Annotated in this window: 15 protein-coding genes; 4 read left to right on the top strand and 11 right to left on the bottom strand. The window is 70.6% G+C overall.

The annotated features are described in order from the left end of the window. Positions 1–31: 31 nt before the first annotated feature. From BG418_RS26435 to BG418_RS26450, 4 genes are all read right to left on the bottom strand, one after another. Entirely contained in the window at positions 32–1,063 is a 1,032-nt protein-coding gene (locus tag BG418_RS26435; RefSeq protein ID WP_223185369.1) for an ABC transporter permease, read from the bottom strand. Further along, positions 1,050–1,997 carry an ATP-binding cassette domain-containing protein gene (locus tag BG418_RS26440; RefSeq protein ID WP_188276448.1) on the bottom strand — a complete coding sequence of 316 codons (948 nt, stop codon included), beginning with the start codon at positions 1,995–1,997 and terminating at the stop codon, positions 1,050–1,052. Before BG418_RS26440 ends, BG418_RS26435 begins: the two co-directional genes overlap by 14 nt. Positions 1,998–2,115: 118 nt before the next feature. Further along, positions 2,116–3,360, bottom strand: a complete 1,245-nt coding sequence (locus BG418_RS26445; protein WP_188276449.1) for an outer membrane lipoprotein carrier protein LolA — start codon at positions 3,358–3,360, stop codon at positions 2,116–2,118. Between the two features lie 247 nt (positions 3,361–3,607). Beyond that, positions 3,608–4,609 carry a CHRD domain-containing protein gene (locus tag BG418_RS26450; RefSeq protein WP_188276450.1) on the bottom strand — a complete coding sequence of 334 codons (1,002 nt, stop codon included), beginning with the start codon at positions 4,607–4,609 and terminating at the stop codon, positions 3,608–3,610. A 216-nt stretch (positions 4,610–4,825) separates the two neighbouring features. Here BG418_RS26450 and BG418_RS26455 point away from each other — a divergent pair, with 216 nt between their 5' ends. Then, on the top strand, positions 4,826–5,392 hold the full coding sequence (locus BG418_RS26455) for a hypothetical protein (protein WP_188276451.1): 567 nt from the start codon (positions 4,826–4,828) through the stop codon (positions 5,390–5,392). Between the two features lie 38 nt (positions 5,393–5,430). Here BG418_RS26455 and BG418_RS26460 read toward each other — a convergent pair whose 3' ends face one another. Then, the gene (locus tag BG418_RS26460; RefSeq protein ID WP_188276452.1) at positions 5,431–6,441 is read right to left on the bottom strand and encodes a polyprenyl synthetase family protein; all 1,011 of its coding nucleotides are present in this window, start codon (positions 6,439–6,441) and stop codon (positions 5,431–5,433) included. 178 nt (positions 6,442–6,619) lie between these two features. Here BG418_RS26460 and BG418_RS26465 point away from each other — a divergent pair, with 178 nt between their 5' ends. Together BG418_RS26465 and BG418_RS26470 are read left to right on the top strand one after the other, a co-directional pair. Further along, on the top strand, positions 6,620–8,131 hold the full coding sequence (locus BG418_RS26465) for a peptide MFS transporter (protein WP_188276453.1): 1,512 nt from the start codon (positions 6,620–6,622) through the stop codon (positions 8,129–8,131). 33 nt (positions 8,132–8,164) lie between these two features. Beyond that, positions 8,165–10,162: a CocE/NonD family hydrolase gene (locus tag BG418_RS26470; protein ID WP_188276454.1), complete on the top strand. Its 1,998-nt coding sequence runs from the start codon at positions 8,165–8,167 to the stop codon at positions 10,160–10,162. A gap of 153 nt (positions 10,163–10,315) precedes the next feature. Here BG418_RS26470 and BG418_RS26475 read toward each other — a convergent pair whose 3' ends face one another. Both BG418_RS26475 and BG418_RS26480 read right to left on the bottom strand, forming a co-directional pair. Beyond that, complete coding sequence (locus BG418_RS26475; RefSeq protein ID WP_188276455.1) at positions 10,316–11,515, bottom strand: NAD(P)-binding domain-containing protein; 1,200 nt, start codon at positions 11,513–11,515, stop codon at positions 10,316–10,318. A gap of 38 nt (positions 11,516–11,553) precedes the next feature. Further along, positions 11,554–12,813, bottom strand: a complete 1,260-nt coding sequence (locus BG418_RS26480; protein WP_188276456.1) for an ATP-grasp domain-containing protein — start codon at positions 12,811–12,813, stop codon at positions 11,554–11,556. 181 nt (positions 12,814–12,994) lie between these two features. Between BG418_RS26480 and fahA the strand changes: the two genes are divergently transcribed. Further along, positions 12,995–14,215, top strand: coding sequence for a fumarylacetoacetase (gene fahA, locus BG418_RS26485; RefSeq protein ID WP_188276457.1), 1,221 nt, complete (start codon positions 12,995–12,997; stop codon positions 14,213–14,215). 347 nt (positions 14,216–14,562) lie between these two features. On the opposite strand, the gene recQ is transcribed toward fahA, so the two are convergent. The 4 genes from recQ to nuoL form a co-directional block, all read right to left on the bottom strand. Beyond that, positions 14,563–16,419, bottom strand: coding sequence for a DNA helicase RecQ (recQ, locus tag BG418_RS26490; protein ID WP_188276458.1), 1,857 nt, complete (start codon positions 16,417–16,419; stop codon positions 14,563–14,565). Between the two features lie 223 nt (positions 16,420–16,642). After that, entirely contained in the window at positions 16,643–18,298 is a 1,656-nt protein-coding gene (gene nuoN, locus BG418_RS26495) for an NADH-quinone oxidoreductase subunit NuoN (protein WP_188276459.1), read from the bottom strand. Next, complete coding sequence (locus BG418_RS26500; protein WP_188276460.1) at positions 18,295–19,866, bottom strand: NADH-quinone oxidoreductase subunit M; 1,572 nt, start codon at positions 19,864–19,866, stop codon at positions 18,295–18,297. Before BG418_RS26500 ends, nuoN begins: the two co-directional genes overlap by 4 nt. A gap of 3 nt (positions 19,867–19,869) precedes the next feature. Continuing rightward, entirely contained in the window at positions 19,870–21,753 is a 1,884-nt protein-coding gene (nuoL, locus tag BG418_RS26505; protein WP_188276461.1) for an NADH-quinone oxidoreductase subunit L, read from the bottom strand. Positions 21,754–21,761 lie beyond the last annotated feature (8 nt).

A 21,761-nucleotide genomic window follows, 5' to 3' on the forward strand; every position in this document is an offset into this window, starting at 1 on the left:
ACCCGGAAGTCGCCACCGGGTCAGGCCACCGTCACGCCGTGATGTCCTTGGCCGTGAAGCGCGCCCACGCCGCCGATCCGAAGACCGCCACGTACAGCGCCTGAAGCTCCAGGTTCTTCACCAGCTCGTCCCAGTAGACCGGCACCCGCAGCAGGTCCGCGAAGGACAGCCAGTAGTGCGGGAACAGATACGGGTGTATCGCGTGCAGCTGGGGTATCTGGTCCAGGATCTGCACGGTGATCAGCAGGCCCACGGTCGCCGCCATCGCCGCGATGCCGCTGCCGGTGAGCGTGGAGATGAACAGGCCGAGCGCGGCCACACCGGTCAGCGACAGGGCCACCACCCCGGCGATCGCCAGTGAGCGCACCAAACCGTCCGCGAACGATATCTGTGTGCCGGAGATCGTCGTGACCTCGCCGAGCGGGAAGAGCAGCGCGCCCACCGCCAGCGCGGACGCGGCCACGACCAGCGTCGCGAGCAGGCAGAACGCCAGCGTCGAGGCGTACTTGGCGAGCAGCAGCCGGGTCCGGCCCGCCGGGGCGACCAGCAGATAGCGCAGGGTACCCGCGTTGGCCTCGCCCGCTACCGAGTCGCCCGCGACCACGCCGATCGCCATCGGCAGGAAGACCGGGAGGGTCGCGGCGAGCCCGGCGAAGACGAGGAAGAGCCCGTTGTTGGTGACCTGCGAGATGAACGCGGGACCGTCGCCTCCGCTGGGGCCCGCCGTTCCGCCGTTCCGGGTCTCGATCTTGACGGCCACGCCGATGAGGATGGGGACGGCCGCCAGCACGCCGAGCAGCGCGAGCGTGCGCCACCGCCGCACCACGGTGACCAGCTCGGACCAGAACAGTCCGAGCGCCCACAGGGGGCTGGGGCGCGGCAACGCGAGCGCCGCCGACGCCACACCCTCACCCCGGTCCGGGGCATGGTTCGTGGCATCGGACGCGGTGGGCGTGGGGGCGGGTGGCGCCGCCGCATCACCGGGCGCCTTCGGGACGTCCGGCTCCCCCGCGACACCGGCCGCCTCCGCGGCTCCCGTCGCCTCCGTCTCAGCCCGCGACATCGAACCCCTCCCCCGTCAGCGCGACGAACGCGTCCTCCAGCGAGGCCCGTTCGACCCCGAAGGCCCTCACCCGTACGCCGGCGTGCACCAGCGCCGCGTTCAGCTCCGCCAACTCCACGTCGTCCGGCGGGACTTCGCCGGTCACCCGGTCGCCGTCCACGGTCACGTCCGCGATGCCGCGCTCCTTGAGGAGCCGGGCCGCGTCGGCCGGGTCCGGTGTGGTGACGGCGAGGCGTCCCCGGTTGCCCGCCGAGAGCTCGGAGACCTCGCCCTGGACGACCAGGCGGCCCTGGGTCATCACCGCCGCGTGCGTACAGACCTGCTCGATCTCGTCGAGGAGGTGCGAGGAGAGGAAGACCGTGGTGCCGTCGGCGGCCAGCTCCCGCACCAGGGAGCGGATCTCCCGCATGCCCTGCGGGTCGAGACCGTTGGTCGGCTCGTCCAGGACCAGCAGCTTGCGGGGCTGGAGCAGCGCGGCCGCGAGCCCGAGCCGCTGCTTCATGCCCAGGGAGTACGCCCGCGCCTTCTTGCCGGACGCGGCGGCGAGCCCGACCCGCTCCAGCGCGTGGGCGACCCGGCGCGCGCGGGTGCGGGGGTCGGCCGTCGGATCGGCCGAGTCGTACCGTACGAGGTTGTCGCGGCCGGAGAGGAAGCCGTACAGCGCGGGACCCTCGATCAGGGCGCCCACCTGCGGCAGGACCGTCCGCCCCGCGCGGGGCATGGGGCTGCCGAGGACCCTCGCGGTGCCGGAGGTCGGCTCGATGAGGCCCATCAGCATGCGGATGGTCGTCGTCTTGCCCGAGCCGTTGGGGCCCAGGAAGCCGAAGACGCTGCCGCCGGGGACCGTGAGATCCAGGCTGTCCACGGCGAGTTGGCCACCGCGGTATCGCTTGCTGAGTCCGTGCGTCTCGATCACCGATGCTGAGTTCCCCACCCCGCCCCTTCCCGTAACCGGTGCTCCGCCCCAGACCCCCTCGACTGATCGCCGCCGGCGGAGGCACTGGGAGTTCAGGGGGGTTGCGAGGGGGGACCCAAGTCCCCCCTCCCGCCCACTACTTCGCGGCGTTCGCCGCGTTCACCAGCGCGTCCTTGGTGACCGCGCCCACGTAGACCTTGCCGTCGTCCGTCACCAGCGCGTTGATCAGGCGGGTCTTGTAGACCGTGCCCGAGCCGAACTTGCCCGTGACCTTGTCGCCCAGGGAGTTGAGGAACTTCTGGGCCTCCGGCGAGCCACCGCCCTTGCCGCCCTTGTCGGAGTGCGCGGACGGGATGCCCTTACCTCCTGGAACGTCGAGGCGGGCGATGGAGTTCCAGCCCTTCCCGATGACGTTCAGGCCCTTGAACTCCTTGCCCTGGCCCTTGCCCTGGGGGGCCTTGCCCGCGTGCGCCTTGCCGTCGTCCTGCGTCACCTTCGCGCCCTTGGGCGGCGTGAAGTCGAAGGTCGACGCCGAGGGCTTGGCGAAGTCGACCTTGCTGAAGCCCGCGTCGATCACGGCCTTGCCGCCGCCCGCCGGGGCGAGCGTGAACTTCAGCGGCACACCGTTCTTCGCGTCCACCGCGATCCGGATCGCGCCGATGGTCGAGCCGGACTGCTTCGGCTTGATCACCAGCTGGTACGCGTCCCGGCCCGCCACGTGCACCGTGCCGTCGACCGTCACCGACGTGGTGGGGTCGACTGCCTTGAGGGCCTGCTCGGCCATCGCCTTGGGCGTGGTCGGCATCGACTCCGGAGCCTTGCCCGGGTGGCCCTTCTCGACGCCGCCGCGGAACTCCTTCTTGCCGTCGGCCGCGCGCTTCGAGTGGTACACCTGGTTCGACGCGCTGTCGTACGCCCACACGTCGGTGCCGCTGTGGATGACGCTGTACTCCGACGCCTTGTCGAGCACCGACAGCTTCTGCTTGTCCTGGCCGTCGGTCGCGACCCGCAGGGTGTGCGAGCCCGAGGCCAGTTCCATCAGCTTGCTGTCGGGCGAGGCCGACGAGCCGCCGCCCGGGCCGCCCTTGGGGGCGAAGGAGCCCGCCAGGCCGCCGAAGGACGGGAGTCCCAGGTCCGTGTTGATCTTCACCGTGCCGGAGAGCTGCTGGGCGTCCGACGCGGCGATCTTCTCGATGAGCTGCTGTGCGCTGATCTTCGGCAGATCGGGGTCACCTGAAGCCGCGAGCGCCGGGACCAGCCCGATCGTCGCGGCCGCCACCCCCGCCACCCCGACCGGGACCAGATAGCGCGCTGCCTTGCGGCGGCCCGCGACGAGGTCCCCGGCCTCCTCGGTGGTGTGTGCGCTGTCGTTCGGTGCCATGTGTGCCTTACCTCCGTGGTCGGCGGCGTCCGTCCGTAGTGCTGCGCTCTGTCCACTCCGCGCCGCCATTCTCACCCGAATTGGTCAGGAGTGGTGTTTCCCATCTGACCAAATCGGCCGTGTGAACGCGTCAGCCCCCGGGAGCAACCTCGTGTACCTCTCTGGGATGACACAGGCACGCGACACCGCCCCCGCCCAGTAGGGGTAGGGCGTCGCGTACCTGTCAGAAGCGCCAAAGACGTTGAGGTCAGCGGGCGATGAAGACGTAGTCCGCCCGATACGGAACCCCGACGACCGCACCCGTCGAGCAGGCGCCCGCCGGTGCGACACCACCGGCCGTGTTGAGCCGGAGGATCTCGTCCGTACGCGCCAACAGGCCGTGGCGCGCGCCCGATTGCGTCGCTTGGAGGTCCAACTCGGGGATGTTTCCGTCCCCGTTGGGGGACTTGATGAGCACCTTGCCGGTGACGGCGCTGGGGTCGGGGGCGATCCACTGCGGTGTACCGGAGTTGGGGGCGGTGAAGGTGTGCCGGATGCCGCCGCCGAGCACGGCCGCGACATCGCGCTGGGCGAACGCCGTCGTACCGTCCGCGCCCTTCTTGCACTCGTACACCTGGCGGCCCTGCACCACGGACGCCTGGAAGACCCCGCCGTCGACCGCCTTGGAGAGGTCGTACGGCTCGACCTTGTGCAGCTGGCCCCGGACCGCGCCGCCGGGGAACTCGGCGGTGTGGAGATTGGCGTAGAACCCACTGGGATCGCTCTTCAGAGAGGCGAGCAGCGCCGTGTCCTTGACGGTGACGGAGCCTGCGGCCCGCTGCCAGCCGCCGCCACCCGTGACGCTCCCCAACTGGTCGCTGAAGTCGACTTTCACAGCGCCGTTGACCCCGCGTACGCCCTGGTGGATGTGGAGCATGGTCGGCTTGCCAGTGCCGCGCCACTTCACCGCGAACGTGACGGTGTCGCCCTGGACGCGGACGAACTCGAGGGCGACGCCGTCCGGGTCGCCGACCGCCGGTTTGCCCGCCACGGGCACCTCGTTGGCGCTGCGCAGACTGGCCACGAAGTAGGTGGCGCCCTCCTTGGTGTTGCCGCTGCTCTGTACGACCGCGGATCCCGCACCCTCGCGCGCGTGGTCGTTGCCGCCGCCCCCTCCGGCGGCGAATGCCGGGATGATCGCGAAGGCGATTCCGGCGGCGGCCGCCACAGCGGTGGCGCCGACAAGGATGCTCTTGCGATTCCGTTTCATTATCGTTTCCCCCTGTATGCAGATGTTCGTTGACTTCTGCACTGCCTTCGACTGATGCGTAGGCTTCCGGGCAGGGGTACGGCATCGATCTCAGTCTGGACTCATTCCAACAGTGTGATCTGGGTCACATAACTGTCAGTAGAAGTGTTCGAGTGGCACTTGGCCGGAATCCGTACACCTGAGTGAGAGCAACCGGCACCACCAAAGGGGATCGCCATGCTCACCGTCCATCGCATCGCCCTAGGCGCGGCAGCGGGGACCGCCGTCCTCGCGCTCGCCGCCACGGGATGCGGCAGCAGCAACAGCAGCAAGACCGAAAAGCCGTCGACAGGCACCACGGCCCCGGCGACCCCGGCCGGCTCCACCCTCAGCGCCACCAAGGTCGACAAGGTCGGCACGGTGGTCACCGACAGCAAGGGGTACGTCCTCTACCGCTTCGACATGGACACCGCGAAGCCGTCCCACTCGGCCTGCCTGGCCGCCTGCGCCGCGATCTGGCCACCGGCCCCGGCGCCCGCCACCGACAAGCTGAGCGTCAAGGGCATCGACAAGGCCCTGGTCGGCACGCTCACCCGGCCCGACGGCAGCAAGCAGCTGACGCTCGCCGGCTGGCCGGTCTACCGGTACTCCAAGGACGACCAGCCTCGGGAGGCGTACGGGCAGGGTGCGGGTGGTACGTGGTTCGCCATCACCCCGACCGGCGCGAAGGCGACCGCCGACACCGGTGGCGGCACCACGTCCGGCGGTACGAACTCCACCCCGTCGAGCGGCTCGGGCTACTGAAGCGACACAGCCCCGCGCCCCTTTAGGGGCGCGGGCCCCTAACCCGCCCGGTGCACCACCGCGTCGCACAGCTCCTCCAGAGCCGACTTCGCGTAGCCCTCGGGGAGCGGGGCGAGGGTCGCGCGGGCCTCTTCGGCGTAGCGGACGGTGTCGCGGCGGGCCTGCTCCAGGGCCGGGTGGACCCGCAGGCGGCGCAGGGCCTCCGCGTGCCGGGCGTCGTCCGTCAGGTCGCCGTCGAGCAGCGCGACGAGCTCCAGGTCCTCCGGGCGGCCGTGCTGGGCGGCCAGCGCCCGTACGTGCAGCACCGGCAGGGTCGGGATGCCCTCGCGCAGGTCCGTGCCGGGGGTCTTGCCGGACTCGTGCGAGTCGCTGGCGATGTCCAGGACGTCGTCGGCCAGCTGGAACGCGGTGCCGAGCCGTTCGCCGTACTGGGTGAGGATGTCGACGACCGTCTCGTCCGCGCCGGACATCATCGCGCCGAACCGGCCCGAGACGGCGACCAGCGAGCCGGTCTTGCCGGCGAGCACGTCGAGGTAGTGCTCGACCGGGTCGCGGCCGTCGCGCGGGCCCGCGGTCTCCAGGATCTGGCCGGTGACCAGCCGTTCGAACGCCTCGGCCTGGATCCGTACGGCCTCCGGGCCGAGGTCGGCCAGTATGTGCGAGGCGCGGGCGAACAGGAAGTCACCCGTGAGGACCGCGACGGAGTTGTCCCAGCGGACGTTGGCGCTGGCCACTCCGCGCCGCACCTCGGCCTCGTCCATCACGTCGTCGTGGTACAGCGTCGCCAGATGCGTCAGTTCGACCACCACCGCCGAGGGCACGACACCCGGCGCGTAGGGGTCGCCGAACTGCGCGGCGAGCATCACTAGCAGCGGCCGGAACCGTTTGCCGCCCGCACGCACGAGGTGCTGCGCGGCTTCCGTGATGAAGGGGACCTCGCTCTTGGTGGCATCGAGCAGGCCCGCCTCGACTGCCGCCAATCCGGTCTGGACATCGGCTTCAAGAGCCTGGTCCCGCACGCTCAGCCCGAACGGCCCGACGACGGTCACGAGGGGTACTCCTGTCTGCTGACGATCACACGGATTGTCGATGTGTCGCTGTCTTCACTCAAGTCAGCGTATCCGGTCGCTGTTCGATCACCGTGGGCGCCTTCCCGTCACCCCACGCGCACAGTCCGATGGACCCCGGTATGTTCGTGATCGGCTTATACGATCAGGAGTGGACCTTTTGTCCGAGACGACGACCGACACCGCGCCGGAACCGGGAGCCGAGCAGCCGCCGCCCGAAGACGACCATGCTTTCCTGGGCCACCCGAAGGGATTGCTCACCCTCTCCGGCCTGGAGGTGTGGGAACGTTTCTCCTTCCTCGGCATGCAGGCGATCCTGGTCCTCTACTTCGCCGACACGGTCGCGCACGGCGGCATGGGCATGGACGCCGCCACGGCCGCCTCGGTCTCGGCGGCGTACGGAACGCTCGTCTATCTGGTCTCGGTCGCGGGCGGCTGGCTCGCCGACCGCATCCTCGGCTCGTACCGCGCGGTCCTCTACGGCGGCGTCCTGATCGCCTGCGGCCACTACACGATGGCCGTCCCCACCCCGGCCGCGACCTGGGTCGGCCTCGGTCTCATCAGCGCGGGCACGGGGCTGCTCAAGCCCAATGTCGCCTCCATGGTCGGCAAGCTCTACCGCACCGACGACGAGCGCCGCGACGCCGGTTTCGCGCTCTACTACATGGGCATCAACATCGGCGCCTTCGCCGGCCCGCTGATCACCGGCTGGCTCGGCGACCACCAGGGCTGGCACTGGGGCTTCTCGGCGGCGGCGATCGGGATGACGTTCGGCCTCGTCCAGTACGTCGCCGGGCGGCGCCATCTGGCCGGGCGAAAGCACGCGGCCGAGTACGCGCTGCCGCCCGAGGGCATGCGTCGGGCCGTGCGCCTGATGGCGGGCGGGGCGGTCGTGGCCGGACTGCTCGCCACCGCGCTGTCGCTGGCCGGGTGGCTGACGATGGGCCGGTTCGTCGACGTGCTCACCGTCGTCTCCGTGATCGCGCCCGCCGTCTACTTCACGGTGATGTTCCGCAGCCCACGAGTGAACGCCGAGGAGCGCGCCCGGCTGCGGCCCTACCTCGTGCTCTTCGCGGCCTCGGTCGTCTTCAACTTCATCCTCTTCCAGGCGTACTCGACGATGATGCTGCTCGCGTCGTCCAACGCGCGCACCGAGATCCTCGGCTTCCACTTCCCGGCGAGCTGGTACGCCTCGGCGCTCGGCGCGTTCGAGGTGGCCCTCGCGCCGGTGGTCGCGACGGTCTGGTCCCGGCTCGGACCGCGTCAGCCGCACGCCTCCAACAAGATCGCCTTCGGTGTGGTCCTGGGCGGGCTCTCCTTTCTGCTGATGGTGGTGCCGACGGCCGGGCACGACTCCGACACGTACAAGATGGCGGCCTGGTGGATCGTGGGCTCCTATCTGCTGCTCGGGCTCGGTGATGTGCTGCTTGAGACCTCCGGCATGTCGGCGACCACCAAGCTCGCGCCCCGGGCGTTCGCCAGCCAGACGATGTCGCTCTGGTTCCTCTCCCTCGCACTCGCCAACGGCATCCAGGCACAGACCGTGAAGGTGTACGGAAAGGTCTCCAACGCGGCCTACTTCGGGGTCAACGGCGCGATCGCGGTGGCCGCCGGCCTCGCGGTGATCGCGTCCGCGCCCTGGCTCAGACGCACCATGCACCCCGTCCACTGACGTCCCCGCACCCCTTGACCGAGGTGTTCCGCCATGCAGATCCGCACCGAATTCCCGTACGAGACCCGGCGCGAGGACATCCGTATCCCGCTCGCGGACGGGACGCGGCTGTACGCGCGCGTCTGGCGGCCCGAGACGGACGAGCCCGTCCCGGCGCTGCTCGAATACCTGCCGTACCGGCTCACCGACTGGACCGCGCCGCGCGACTGGCAGCGCCATCCCTGGTACGCGGGGCACGGCTACGCGTCCGTACGCGTCGATGTGCGCGGGCACGGCAACAGCGAGGGCCTGCCGGGTGACGAGTACGACGCGCGGGAGCTGGCGGACGGCGTCGAGGTCGTCGAGTGGCTGGCCCAACAGCCATGGTGCGACGGCGGCGTGGGCATGTTCGGGATCTCCTGGGGCGGCTTCAACTCCCTTCAGATCGCGGCCCTCGCGCCCGAGCCGCTCAAGGCGGTCGTCACGGTCTGCTCATCGGACGACCGCTATGACAACGACGTGCACTACATGGGAAGTTCCGTCCTGGCGGTGGACATGCACGCATGGGCGGCGACGATGCTGGCCTTCACCGCGCGCCCGCCCGACCCGGCGTACGTGGGAGAGAAGTGGCGGGAGATGTGGCTGCGGCGCCTGGAGAGCGTCGAGCCGTACATCCACACCTGGCTGGCGCACCAGACCCGCGACGAGTACTGGAAGCACGGCAGCGTCTGCGAGGACTACGGGGCGATCGGCGCGGCGGTGCTCGCGGTGGGCGGCTGGCACGACCCGTACCGGGACACGGTCCTGCGCCTGGTGGAACATCTGCCTCCCGAGCGCGTACGCGGTCTGATCGGGCCCTGGTCGCACCAGTACCCGGACCGGGGGCTTCCGCCGGGACCTGCGATCGGCTTCCTCCAGGAGACGCTGCGCTGGTGGGACCACTGGCTCAAGGGCAAGGACACGGCAGTGATGGCCGAGCCGCTGCTGCGCTCCTGGATCAGCGAGTCGCACCGCCCCGCCACCGTCTACGACGAGCTGCCCGGCCGCTGGGTCGGCGACCCGGCGTGGCCGTCACCGCATGTCACACCCGTCTCGTACGCTTTTGGTGGCACCCCGGTACGGATCGACTCGCCGCAGCACACCGGCCTGGACGCGGGCCGCTTCTTCCCGTTCGGCAACGACGCCGATCTGCCGCCCGACCAGCGCGGCGAGGACGCCCACTCGGCGGCGTTCGACTTCGCGGTGCCGGACGACGGGCCGCCGCTGGAGATCCTCGGGCGCCCCGAGGTGACGCTGCGGCTGCGCATGGACGTCCCGTTCGGGCAGGCGATCGCCCGGCTCTCCGATGTGGCGCCGGACGGCTCGTCCACGCTGGTCACACGGGGCGCGCTCAACCTCTCCGCGCGCGAGGGACGCGACCGCGTGGACGCGTGGCCGCTGGGTGCCACCCAGGACGTGACGTTTCTGCTCAACGGCATCGGCCACTCCTTCCCGCCCGGCCACCGCATCCGCCTCGCCGTCTCCTCCGCGTACTGGCCATGGATCTGGCCGCAGGCGGACTCGGTCGGCTTCACCCTCGACCCGGTCGGCAGCTCGCTCCGACTCCCGCTGCGGGAGCGGACGTCGGACGCCCTCACCTTCGAGGCGCCGGAGCAGTCGGCGCCGCTGGGCGTGGTCTCGCCCGAACCGCTCGACGAGCCGCGCCCCGAACGCCTGGTGATCCGCGATGTGGCCAAGGGCGAGTGGCGCCTGGAGGTGGACCCGAGGTACGGCGGCACCCGGGTCTACCCCGACGGCCTCGAATTCACCGAGGAGGCCCTGGAGACGTACACGATCGAGGAGGGCGACCCGCAGTCCGCGCGGACCCGCTCCGACTGGACGATCCGACTCCACCGACCGGAGCTCGCCTGGGACGTCACCATCACCACACGCTCCGAAATCCGCTGCGACGCGGCGGACTTCCTCACCTCCGACGAGGTGGTGTGCCGCGACCGCGGGGAGATCGTGTTCCACCGGACATGGGAGAAGAAGATCCCGCGCACGGCGGGGTGAGGCGCCCGGCACCCGGTGGCAGGATGAGGCCCCGGCGTCTGGTGGCGGGATGGGCCCCCGGCGTCCGGCGCGCACGCCGTGGTGAAGTCCCGCCGCGCGCGCCGTCGATGGTCAAACCGCCGTCGCAAGGCCCCAGTTGTCTCGTCCCCGGCCTCAGTTCCCCGCCGCCACCGACGCCGCCAGCCTCGGCGACGCGTACTGCGTCCCGCACACGAAGCGCATCACGGGGCCGAACGACGAGGCCGCCGGCAGGCCCGTGAAGTAGAGGCCCGGGACCGTGGAGCGGTAGCCCGCGTCCAGGACCGGCGCGCCGCGCGAGGTGGTGAGCTGGGTGCGCAGCCCCGGGCCGAGGTAGTCGAGCGCGGCCACGTCCATGCGGTAGCCGGTCGCGGCCATCACATGGTCGGCGGCGAGTTCGCGCTGCGCCCCGCTGCCGCCGCTCAGGGTCAGGACGGGGCGCCCGGACTCGACGCGCGCCCGCACCACCCGGCGGCCGTCGGTCACCGCGACCCGGCCCATGAACCGCTCGCGCAGCCACCACGCGCCCAGCGGCCCGAGCACCTTGCGCACCAGGTAGTGGCGGGTGGGCGCGGGCAGATGGCGGAAGTGGGTGGCGTGGTACGAGAAGGCGTACAGCGACCAGGCGCGGCCGAACGGCGAGTCGGGGCTCAGCCGGGGCTGCTGGTCGGGGGCGGCGCCGAAGCGGACGGCTCCGGCCCGGCGCGCCACGATCCGTACGCTCGCGCCCGCCTCCGCCATCAGCACCGCGTTCTCCAGGGCCGACTGGCCCGCGCCCACGACCAGCACCTCGCGGCCCGCGAACCGGGAGAGGTCGGCGTGCTGGGAGGCGTGCGAGATCGGGCCGGTGGCGGACGGGCCGTCGGGGACGGCCGCCGCCAGCTCGCGGGGCATCCGGGCCAGGCCCGCGAGCCCGGTCGCGACCACCACCGCGCGCGCTTCGAACGCCTCCCCCGAGTCGAGTTTCACCTCGAAATGGCCGTCCCGGGCGCGGTCCACGGAGACCACCCGCACCTGCTCCAGATCGGGCAGCAGCCGCTGCGCGAACCACTGCCCGTACGCCGCGAAGTCCGCCCCCAAGATGAGGTCCCAGTCGGACTCGTACCGTCGTACGCCCGTATCCGCGCAGAAGTCGACCAGGTCGTGGCCCGGTTGGGGCGCGTCGATGCTGGACGCGGACGGCGTCGACTTCAGCACCATGCCCTGGGGCATGTGCTCGCGCCAGCTCACCATCGGCGAGCCGAAGACGCGGACGGGAATGCCGCGCCCGCGCAGATGCGCGGCGGTGGACAGACCGAAGGGTCCCGCCCCGATGACAGCTACCGGACGAATCACGTGAAGTCCCTCCCCAGGGTGTTACGCGTGCGGTTGGTCTAGTCGGCCGCCCGGGCGGTCGCGTGGCGGGAGCTCCGCCACAGCTGGTAGAGATGCGCCGCTCCCGGGCGTACGAAGCGGGCGAGCATCGTGAAGAAGGGCCTGGGGTCGTCCCGCGCGAGCCACGCGAGTTCCGTGCCGGAGGGGCGCGCGGGAGCGTGCGGGGTGGTGTAGCCGCTGCGGCGATACGCGATGAGCGCGGGCAGGTCGATGTTCTCGACGACATAGCGCCGCCCGGAGAGCTGCTCGCCCTCGGGGACCGCGCGCCCGGTGAGATGCAGATGCTGCGCCCGTACGACGTCGACGCCCGGCTCGTTCTCGAAGAGCCGGAACTGGGCGCCCATCCTCGGATTGAAGTCGAGCAGCTTGTACTGCCCGTCGCGCCGGTCGAAGCGCAGATCGAGGTCGACGATCCCGCTGAACCCGATCCGCTTCACGAACTGCTCGGCGAGGAGCGCGAGTTCGGGGTTGTCGACGACGTACGCGGTGGCGGTCATCCCGGCGTGCGGCGGCCAGGAGCGCACCTTGACCCCGGTGAACATCGCGAGCGGCGCCGCGTTCTCGTCGAAGTAGGCGTGCACGATCCAGTCCTCGGCCTGCTCGCGCGGCAGATACTCCTGGAGGATCACGCCCGGCCGCTCGCCCCAGCGGCGCGCGAGCGCCAGCAGATGCGCGGCGCTCTCGATCCGGGTGGTGCCGCGCACGGCGGGCCGCTCGCGCCGTACGAACGCCTCGCGGTTCTTGGCGACCACCGGGAAGCGCGCGTGCCGCGCGAAGTCCTCGACGTCGTCGTACGTGTCGGGAAAGGCAGCCGCCGGAGAAGGCACCCCGTGCTCGACGCACAGCTCGTGCAGGCCCTGCTTGCTGGCGAGCCGGCGGGGCAACTCCGGGGCCACGGAAGGGAACAGGAAGCTGTCGGCGAGCTCTTTCTGGTGCTCCGCGATCAGCACCGCCGCCTCTTCGTCGGTCGGGACGAGCACGGCCGGGCGGCCGATCCGGCGGCCGATCCGCAGCAGCCCGTCGACCAGCGCGTCCGGGTTCTCGCGGCCGGTGGTGGGCCACGCGAAGGCGTGCCGCAGATAGCGGGAGTGGGCCGCCGGGGTCCAGCGGTCCTCGGTGATCGCGTACATCGGCACGCCGAGCCTGCCGAGACTGCGAATGGCTCCGACGCCGCCGTGGTGCAGCGGATAGTTCCCGATCTTCACGATCAGTCCGGGCACGGTCCGGTCGGCCGTGAACAGCGCATTACTGCTCGCCACCTGTCCCCCCTCGGAACGCACGGCCCCCTCGCCGCGTTCGTGTCCCGGCAAGGACGGTAAGGGGGAATCACTCCTTCCGGAGGCGGAGTTTCCGGACATTACGAACTCTTTAGACACTGCCTACGCAACCATCGCCGACGTAACGTGTCCTCCACACCCGTGGAAAGCGAGGCAGGCACAGATGTCCGAGCAGAGCCCGCTCGACCTGGCCGAGGGCGACCCCTTCGGCCCGCACAACCTTCCGTACGGCGTCTTCTCCACCGCCGACGCGCCCGACCACCGCCGGGTCGGCGTCCGCATCGGCGACCACGTCCTGGACGCGGGGGCCGCCGCGCACGCGCTCGGCTCCCCGTACGCGGCGCTGCTCGCGCAGCCGACACTCAACCCGCTGCTCGCGGCGGGGCGCACGGCCTGGCGCGATGTGCGGCGCGCGCTCACCGCGTGGGTGACGGTCCCGGCCCATCGGCCCGATATAGAGCCCCTGCTGCACCCGCTGGACACGGTCACCCTGCACCTGCCGTACGAGGTCTCCGACTATGTCGACTTCTACGCGAGCGAGCACCACGCCACCAATGTGGGCCGGATCTTCCGTCCGGACGGGGACGCGCTGACGCCCAACTGGAAGCATCTGCCGATCGGTTACCACGGCCGCTCGGGCACGATCGTGGTCTCCGGGACCGATGTCGTACGTCCGCACGGGCAGCGCAAGGCGCCGAGCGACCCCGCGCCGGTGTTCGGTCCTTCGGTGAAGCTGGACATCGAGGCGGAGGTCGGCTTCGTGGTCGGCACCCCGTCCGAGCTGGGCCGGCCGGTGGAGCTCGGCGCGTTCGACGACCACGTCTTCGGGCTCTTCCTGCTGAACGACTGGTCGGCGCGGGACATCCAGGCGTGGGAGTACGTGCCGCTGGGTCCGTTCCTGGGCAAGTCGTTCGCCACGTCCGTGTCGGCGTGGGTCACCCCGCTGGAGGCCCTGTCGGCGGCCCGTGTGGTCCCGCCGACGCGTGACTTCCCGCTCCTGCCCTACCTCGACGACGCGGACGCCGAGGTGCCGGGCGGCTTCGACATCCACATCGCCGTCGCGATCAACGGCCAGCTGGTGGCCGAGCCGCCGTTCGCGGGCATGTACTGGACCGCGGCGCAGCAGCTCGCCCACATGACGGTGAACGGGGCGTCGCTGCGCACCGGCGACGTCTTCGGCTCGGGCACGGTCAGCGGCCCCGAGCGCGACCAGCGCGGCTCCCTGCTCGAACTCACCTGGAACGGCACGGAGCCGGTCGAACTCGCCTCCGGCAAGCGCACGTTCCTGGAGGACGGCGACATCGTCACGATGACGGCGTGGGCCCCGGGGGCGGACGGGGTCCGGGTGGGACTGGGAGAGGTGACGGGCCGGATCGTGGGGTAGTTCCCCCCACCCCGCCCGTTCCCTTAACCCTCCGGGGGTGGGTGGGGGTGAAGGTGGTTTCCCGGGGGCTGCGCCCCCGGACCCCCTTGCGGGGCCTGCGGCCCCTGCACCCCACTCGAGGCTCCGCCCGGGGCCCCGGCTGGGGTGGGTGGGTAAGCGGGGCTTCGCCCCTGTGCCCCGTTTCGCCTGCGGACCGATGCTGGTTGCTCGCGTAGTGCCCCGCGCCCCCAGGAGGGCCCGAAGGGCCCATTTAAGGGGCGCGGGGAACTGCGCGACCAGCCCCCACCCGCCCGCAGCCGCGAACCCGGCCGCCCGCCCAGGGCTTTCGGGAAGGGGCGGGGTGGGGGCTACGCCTCCGCCAGAACGGACAGCACACCCTCCCCATACGTCGCCAGCTTCTTCTCGCCCACGCCGGCGATCGTGCCCAGCTCGTCCACCGAGGTGGGCCGGGCGACGGCGATCTCCCGCAGGGTCGCGTCGTGGAAGATCACGTACGCCGGGACACCCTGCTCCCGGGCCTGCGCGGCCCGCCACGCGCGCAGGGCCTCGAAGAGCGGGGCCGCCTCCTCCGGGAAGTCGGCCGGGGCCGCCTTCACCTTGGCCGCACCCCGTGCGCGGGGCGCGCGCTCCGGCTTCGCCGGTTCCGAGCGCAACCTGACCTCGCGCTGGCGCCCCAGCACCTCCGCACTCGTCTCCGTCAGGACCAGCGTCCCGTACTCCCCCTCCACGGCCACCAGACCCTGCGCCAGCAACTGCCGCACCACGCCCCGCCATTGGGCCTCGGAGAGCTCTTCGCCGATACCGAAGACGGACAGCGAGTCGTGGTCGAACTGGATCACCTTCGCCGTCTTGCGGCCGAGCAGGATGTCGATGACCTGGCCCGCCCCGAACTTCTGGCGCCGCTCGCGCTCAAGCCGGACGATCGTGGACAGCAGCTTCTGGGCCGCCACCGTGCCGTCCCACGTCTCCGGCGGGTTCAGGCACGTGTCGCAGTTGCCGCAGTGCTCGGCGGTCGCCTCCTGGCCGAAGTAGCCGAGGAGCTGGGCCCGGCGGCACCCGGCCGTCTCGCAGAGCGCCAGCATCGCGTCCAGGTGGGACGCGGCCCGGCGCCGGAACGCCTCGTCGCCCTCACCGCCCTGGATCATCTTGCGCTGCTGGACCACGTCCTGCAGCCCGTACGCCATCCACGCCGTCGACGGCAGCCCGTCGCGGCCCGCGCGGCCGGTCTCCTGGTAGTAGCCCTCGACCGACTTCGGTAGATCGAGATGGGCCACGAACCGTACGTCCGGCTTGTCGATGCCCATGCCGAACGCGATGGTCGCCACCACGACAAGACCCTCCTCCCGCAGGAAGCGGGACTGGTGCGCCGCGCGCGTCCCCGAGTCCAGACCCGCGTGGTACGGGACCGCCGCCACCCCGTTGTCGCACAGGTACTGCGCGGTCTTGTCCACCGACGCCCGGGACAGGCAGTAGACGATGCCCGCGTCGCCGTCGTGCTCGTCCTTCAGGAAGGTGAGCAGCTGCTTCTTGGGGTCGTTCTTCGGCACGATCCGGTACTGGATGTTCGGCCGGTCGAAGCTCGCCTCGAAGTGGCGCGCGTGCGGCATCACGAGCCGGTCGGTGATCTCCCGGTGCGTGACCCGCGTGGCCGTCGCCGTCAGCGCGATGCGCGGCACGTCCGGCCAGCGCTCGCCCAGCAGCGAGAGCGCCAGGTAGTCGGGGCGGAAGTCGTGGCCCCACTGCGCCACACAGTGCGCCTCGTCGATCGCGAAGACGGAGATCTTGGCCCGGGAGAGCAGATCGAGGGTGGCCTCCACGCGCAGCCGCTCGGGGGCGAGGTAGAGCAGGTCGAGCTCGCCCGCGAGCAGCTCCGCCTCCACCGTGCGGCGCTCGTCGAAGTCCTGCGTGGAGTTGATGAACCCGGCGCGCACGCCCAGCGCACGCAGCGCGTCCACCTGGTCCTGCATCAGGGCGATAAGAGGGGAGACCACGACGCCCGTACCCGGTCTGACCAGGGCCGGGATCTGGTAGCAGAGCGACTTTCCGGCGCCGGTCGGCATGAGCACCACGGCATCCCCGCCGGCCACCACATGCTCGATGACCGCGCCCTGGTCACCGCGGAAGCTCTCGTACCCGAAAACCCGCCGCAGCGTCCGCAGCGCCTCGCTCTCGACCACCACGCCCTGCTCGTCCGTCCCGATCATCGCTGCGTCCCCGCCCGTCGTCCTCGTAACTCCACCACCCCTGCCACGATAGGGGCCCGGGCCGACACACCCCCGCGCCGTCGTGCCAGATCTCCCTCGTACGGGTACGAAACCGCAGGTCAGAGCGGACAAAAAGTTATCCACAGGGGGGTGGCAAAGGGGGCGCACAGCACGGGCCCCGGCACGTCACACGCGCCGGGGCCCAGCCGTACCGCTCGACCACCTATCGGACGAACACCCCCGCCTGGCTCGCCAGGTCCAGGAAGTACTGCGGCGCCACACCCAGCACCAGCGTCACCGCGACGCCGACCCCGATCGCCGTCGTCGTCAGCACCGACGGAACGGCCACCGTCGGCCCGTCCGCCTTCGGCTCGCTGAAGAACATCAGCACGATCACCCGGATGTAGAAGAACGCGGCGACCGCCGACGAGACCACACCGACCACGACCAGCGCGCCCGCGCCGCCTTCCGCCGCCGCCTTGAAGACGGCGAACTTCCCGGAGAACCCGGAGGTCAGCGGGATGCCCGCGAAGGCGAGCAGGAAGACCGCGAACGCCGCCGCCACCAGGGGTGAACGCCGGCCCAGGCCCGCCCACTTGGACAGGTGCGTCGCCTCGCCGCCCGCGTCCCGTACCAGCGTGACCACCGCGAACGCGCCGATCGTCACGAACGAGTACGCGCCCAGATAGAACAGCACCGACGAGATGCCGTCCGCGTTGGTCGCGATCACACCGGCCAGGATGAACCCGGCGTGCGCGATCGAGGAGTACGCGAGGAGGCGCTTGATGTCGGTCTGGGTGATGGCGACGACCGCGCCGCCCAGCATCGTGATGATCGCGACGCCCCACATCACCGGCCGCCAGTCCCAGCGCATCCCGGGCAACACCACGTACAGCAGCCGCAGCAGCGCGCCGAAGGCGGCGACCTTGGTGGCGGCCGCCATGAAGCCGGTGACCGGGGTCGGGGCGCCCTGGTAGACGTCGGGCGTCCACATGTGGAACGGCACCGCACCGACCTTGAACAGCAGCCCCACCAGGATCATCGCGCCGCCGATGAGCAGCAGCGCGTCATTGCCCATGGTGCCCGCGAGCGCCGGGTCCACCGTCTGGACCGTGCCGTCGACGACGTCCGCGATCGTCGCGTACTGCACGGAACCCGCGTAGCCGTACAGGAGCGCGATGCCGAACAGCAGGAACGCGGACGAGAACGCGCCGAGCAGGAAGTACTTCACGGCCGCTTCCTGCGACATCAGCCGCTTGCGGCGGGCCAGCGCGCACAGCAGGTACAGCGGAAGCGAGAAGACCTCAAGGGCCACGAAGAGCGTCAGCAGGTCGTTCGCCGCCGGGAAGACCAGCATCCCGGAGATCGCGAAGAGGGCGAGCGGGAAGACCTCGGTGGTCGTGAACCCGGCTTTCACCGCGGCCTTTTCGCTGTCGCTTCCGGGGACGGACGCGGCCTGCGCGGCGAACGAGTCCACCCGGTTGCCGTGCGCCTCGGGGTCGAGGCGGCGCTCGGCGAAGGTGAAGATCGCGACGATCGAGGCGAGGAGAATGGTGCCCTGGAGGAAGAGCGCCGGGCCGTCGACGGCGATCGCGCCCATCGCCGCGATGTGCGCCTTGGTCGTGCCGTATCCGCCGGCCGCGAGCGCGACGACCGCGGCGAAGGCGGCCGCGAGAGCGACGACGGAGAGGAAGACCTGGACGTAGTAACGGCTCTTGCGGGGGACGAACGCCTCGACCAGCACGCCGAGCACCGCCGCACCGACCACAATGAGCGTGGGCGCCAGCTGCGCGTACTCGATGTGCGGCGCCGGGATCTTGGTCACCTTGCCGTCGGCCGCCGTCGTCCACAGGCTGTGGACAGCTGTTGCTGTGCTCACTGGGCCGCCTCCACCACGGGCTTGGGGTCCTTCTTGTGTACGTCGGACATGGTGTGGCCCACCGCCGGGTTGACGATGTCGGTGAGCGGCTTCGGGTAGACGCCCAGGAAGACTAGGAGCGCGATCAGCGGGGCGACCACCAGGAGTTCACGGACCTTCAGGTCCGGCATGCCCTGCACCTCGGCCTTGACCGGGCCCGTCATCGTCCGCTGGTAGAGGACCAGGACGTACAGCGCGGCCAGCACGATGCCGAGCGTGGCGATGACGCCGATCGCCGGATAGCGGCTGAACGTGCCCACCAGGACCAGGAACTCACTGACGAAGGGTGCGAGCCCCGGCAGCGAGAGGGTGGCCAGACCGCCGACCAGGAAGGTGCCCGCGAGCAGCGGCGCCACCTTCTGCACCCCGCCGTAGTCCGAGATCAGCCGCGAGCCGCGGCGCGAGATCAGGAAGCCCGCCACCAGCATCAACGCGGCTGTCGAGATCCCGTGGTTGACCATGTAGAGCGTGGCGCCCGACTGGCCCTGGGTGGTCATCGCGAAGATGCCCATGACGATGAACCCGAAGTGCGAGATCGACGCGTAGGCCACCAGGCGCTTGATGTCCCGCTGGCCGACCGCGAGCAGCGCCCCGTAGATGATGCTGATCACGGCGAGCACCAGGATCACCGGCGTCGCCCACTTCGACGCGTCCGGGAAGAGCTGGAGGCAGAAGCGGAGCATCGCGAACGTGCCGACCTTGTCGACAACCGCCGTGATCAGCACGGCGACCGGGGCGGTCGCCTCGCCCATCGCGTTCGGCAGCCAGGTGTGCAGCGGCCACAGCGGGGCCTTCACCGCGAAGGCGAAGAAGAAGCCGAGGAAGAGCAGCCGCTCGGTGTTGGTCGCCATGTCGAGCGAGCCGTTCGCGCGCGCCGCCGCGATCTCGTCGAGCGAGAACGTCCCGGCGACCACATAGAGGCCGATCACCGCGGCCAGCATGATCAGACCGCCGACCAGGTTGTAGAGCAGGAACTTGACCGCCGCGTACGACCGTTGGGTCGCGGCGGCCTGGTCGCCGTGCTCATGGGCGCGGTCGCCGAAGCCGCCGATGAGGAAGTACATCGGGATCAGCATGGCTTCGAACAGGATGTAGAAGAGGAAGACGTCGGTGGCCTCGAAGGAGAGGATCACCATCGCCTCGACGGCGAGGATCAGGGCGAAGAAGCCCTGGGTGGGCCGCCAGCGGCTGTTGTGGGTCTCCAGGGGATCGGCGTCGTGCCAGCCCGCCGCGATGATGAACGGGATCAGCAGCGCGGTGAGCGCGATCAGCGCCACCCCGATGCCGTCCACACCCAGTTCGTAGCGGACGCCGAAGTCCTTGATCCAGGCGTGCGACTCGGTGAGCTGGTACCGGTCGCCGCCGGGCTCGAACCGTACGAGCTGGGCCGCGCCCAGCGCGAGCGTGCCGACCGAGACCAGCAGCGCCAGCCACTTGGCCGCGGTGCGCCGCTCGGCCGGGACGGCGGCGGTGGCGATCGCGCCGACCGCAGGTAGCGCCGCCGTCGCGGTAAGGAGGGGGAACGACATGTCTTACACCGCCCTCATCAGCAGGGTCGCGGCGATGAGCACCGCCGCACCTCCGAACATGGAGACCGCGTAACTGCGGGCGAAGCCGTTCTGCAGCTTGCGCAGCCGGCCCGAGAGCCCGCCGACCCCTGCGGCGGTTCCGTTGACCACTCCGTCGACCAGGGTGTGGTCGACGTACACCAGCGAACGGGTCAGGTGCTCGCCGCCGCGGACCAGGACCACATGGTTGAAGTCGTCCTGGAGGAGGTCGCGGCGGGCGGCCCGGGTGAGCAGCGAGCCGCGCGGGGCGAGGGCCGGGACCGGCCTGCGTCCGTACTGCGCGTACGCGATGCCGACGCCGATCAGGAGCACCACCGTCGTCGCCGCGGTGACCACGCCGGAGCTGATGGGCGAGTCACCGTGGGAGAGGCTCGTGACCGGCTCCAGCCACTTCACGAACGACTCGTTGATGCTGAACAGGCCGCCCGCGAAGACCGATCCGAAGGCCAGCACGATCATCGGGAGCGTCATGGTGCGCGGCGACTCGTGCGGATGCACCTCGTCCTCGTTCCAGCGCTTCTCGCCGAAGAAGGTCATCAGCATCACACGCGTCATGTAGAACGCAGTGATGGCCGCGCCGAGCAGGGTCACCGCGCCGAGGATCCAGCCCTCGGTGCCGCCCTTGGCGAACGCCGCCTCGATGATCTTGTCCTTGGACCAGAAGCCGGACAGGCCCGGGAAGCCGATGATGGCGAGATAGCCGAGACCGAAGGTCGCGAAGGTGACCGGCATGTACTTACGGAGGCCGCCGTACTTGCGCATGTCGACCTCGTCGTTCATGCCGTGCATCACGGAGCCCGCGCCGAGGAAGAGCCCGGCCTTGAAGAAGCCGTGGGTGACCAGGTGCATGATCGCGAAGGCGTAGCCGATGGGGCCGAGGCCGGTGGCGAGGATCATGTAACCGATCTGCGACATGGTCGAGCCGGCCAGCGCCTTCTTGATGTCGTCCTTGGCGCAACCGACGATCGCACCGAACAGGAGCGTGACCGCGCCGACGATCACCACCACTGTCTGGGTGTTCGGCACCGCGTTGAAGATCACGCCGGAGCGGGTGATGAGGTAGACGCCCGCGGTCACCATCGTCGCCGCGTGGATCAGGGCCGAGACCGGGGTCGGGCCCTCCATCGCGTCGCCGAGCCAGGACTGCAGCGGCACCTGCGCCGACTTGCCGCACGCGGCGAGCAGCAGCATCAGGCCGACGGCGGTGTTGCGGCCCCAGCCGGTCTCGCCGACCTGGTTGAAGACGGTCGAGAAGGCGAAGGAGCCCCAGGTGGTGAACATGACCATGATGGCGATCGACAGGCCCATGTCGCCGACCCGGTTGACCAGGAACGCCTTCTTGGCGGCCGTCGCCGCGCTCGGCTTGTGCTGCCAGAAGCCGATGAGCAGGTAGGACGCCAGACCGACGCCCTCCCAGCCGACGTACAGCAGAAGGTAGTTGTCGGCCAGGACCAGCAGCAGCATCGCCGCCAGGAACAGGTTGAGGTAGCCGAAGAAGCGGCGGCGGTTCTCGTCGTGCTCCATGTAGCCGACCGAGTACAGGTGGATCAGCGTGCCCACACCCGTGATCAGCAGGACGAACGTCATCGACAGCTGGTCGAGCTGGAAGCCGACGTCGGCCTGGAAGCCCTCCACCGGGACCCAGCTGAACAGGTGCTTGTGCACCGCCCTGTTGTCGGCCGAGCGGCCGAGCATGTCGACGAAGAGCGTGACGCCCAGGCCGAACGACACGGCCGCGAGCAGCGTGCCCAGCCAGTGCCCCACGGCGTCGAGCCGACGCCCGCCGCACAGCAGTACGGCCGCTCCGAGCAGAGGCGCCGCGATGAGCAGCGCAATCAGGTTGTCCACGATTCAGC

Source organism: Streptomyces sp. CBMA152 (assembly GCF_014596475.1).
In the GTDB taxonomy this organism is placed as follows: Bacteria; Actinomycetota; Actinomycetes; order Streptomycetales; family Streptomycetaceae; genus Streptomyces.

Bases quoted from the DNA above. Each gene is read 5' to 3' on its own strand.
- fahA (WP_188276457.1), top strand. From the start codon at position 12,995: ATGTCCGAGCAGAGCCCGCTCGACCTGGCCGAGGGCGACCCCTTCGGC.
- BG418_RS26435 (WP_223185369.1), bottom strand. From the start codon at position 1,063: ATGTCGCGGGCTGAGACGGAGGCGACGGGAGCCGCGGAGGCGGCCGGT.
- BG418_RS26450 (WP_188276450.1), bottom strand. From the start codon at position 4,609: ATGAAACGGAATCGCAAGAGCATCCTTGTCGGCGCCACCGCTGTGGCG.
- BG418_RS26445 (WP_188276449.1), bottom strand. From the start codon at position 3,360: ATGGCACCGAACGACAGCGCACACACCACCGAGGAGGCCGGGGACCTC.
- BG418_RS26470 (WP_188276454.1), top strand. From the start codon at position 8,165: ATGCAGATCCGCACCGAATTCCCGTACGAGACCCGGCGCGAGGACATC.
- BG418_RS26500 (WP_188276460.1), bottom strand. From the start codon at position 19,866: ATGTCGTTCCCCCTCCTTACCGCGACGGCGGCGCTACCTGCGGTCGGC.
- recQ (WP_188276458.1), bottom strand. From the start codon at position 16,419: ATGATCGGGACGGACGAGCAGGGCGTGGTGGTCGAGAGCGAGGCGCTG.
- BG418_RS26455 (WP_188276451.1), top strand. From the start codon at position 4,826: ATGCTCACCGTCCATCGCATCGCCCTAGGCGCGGCAGCGGGGACCGCC.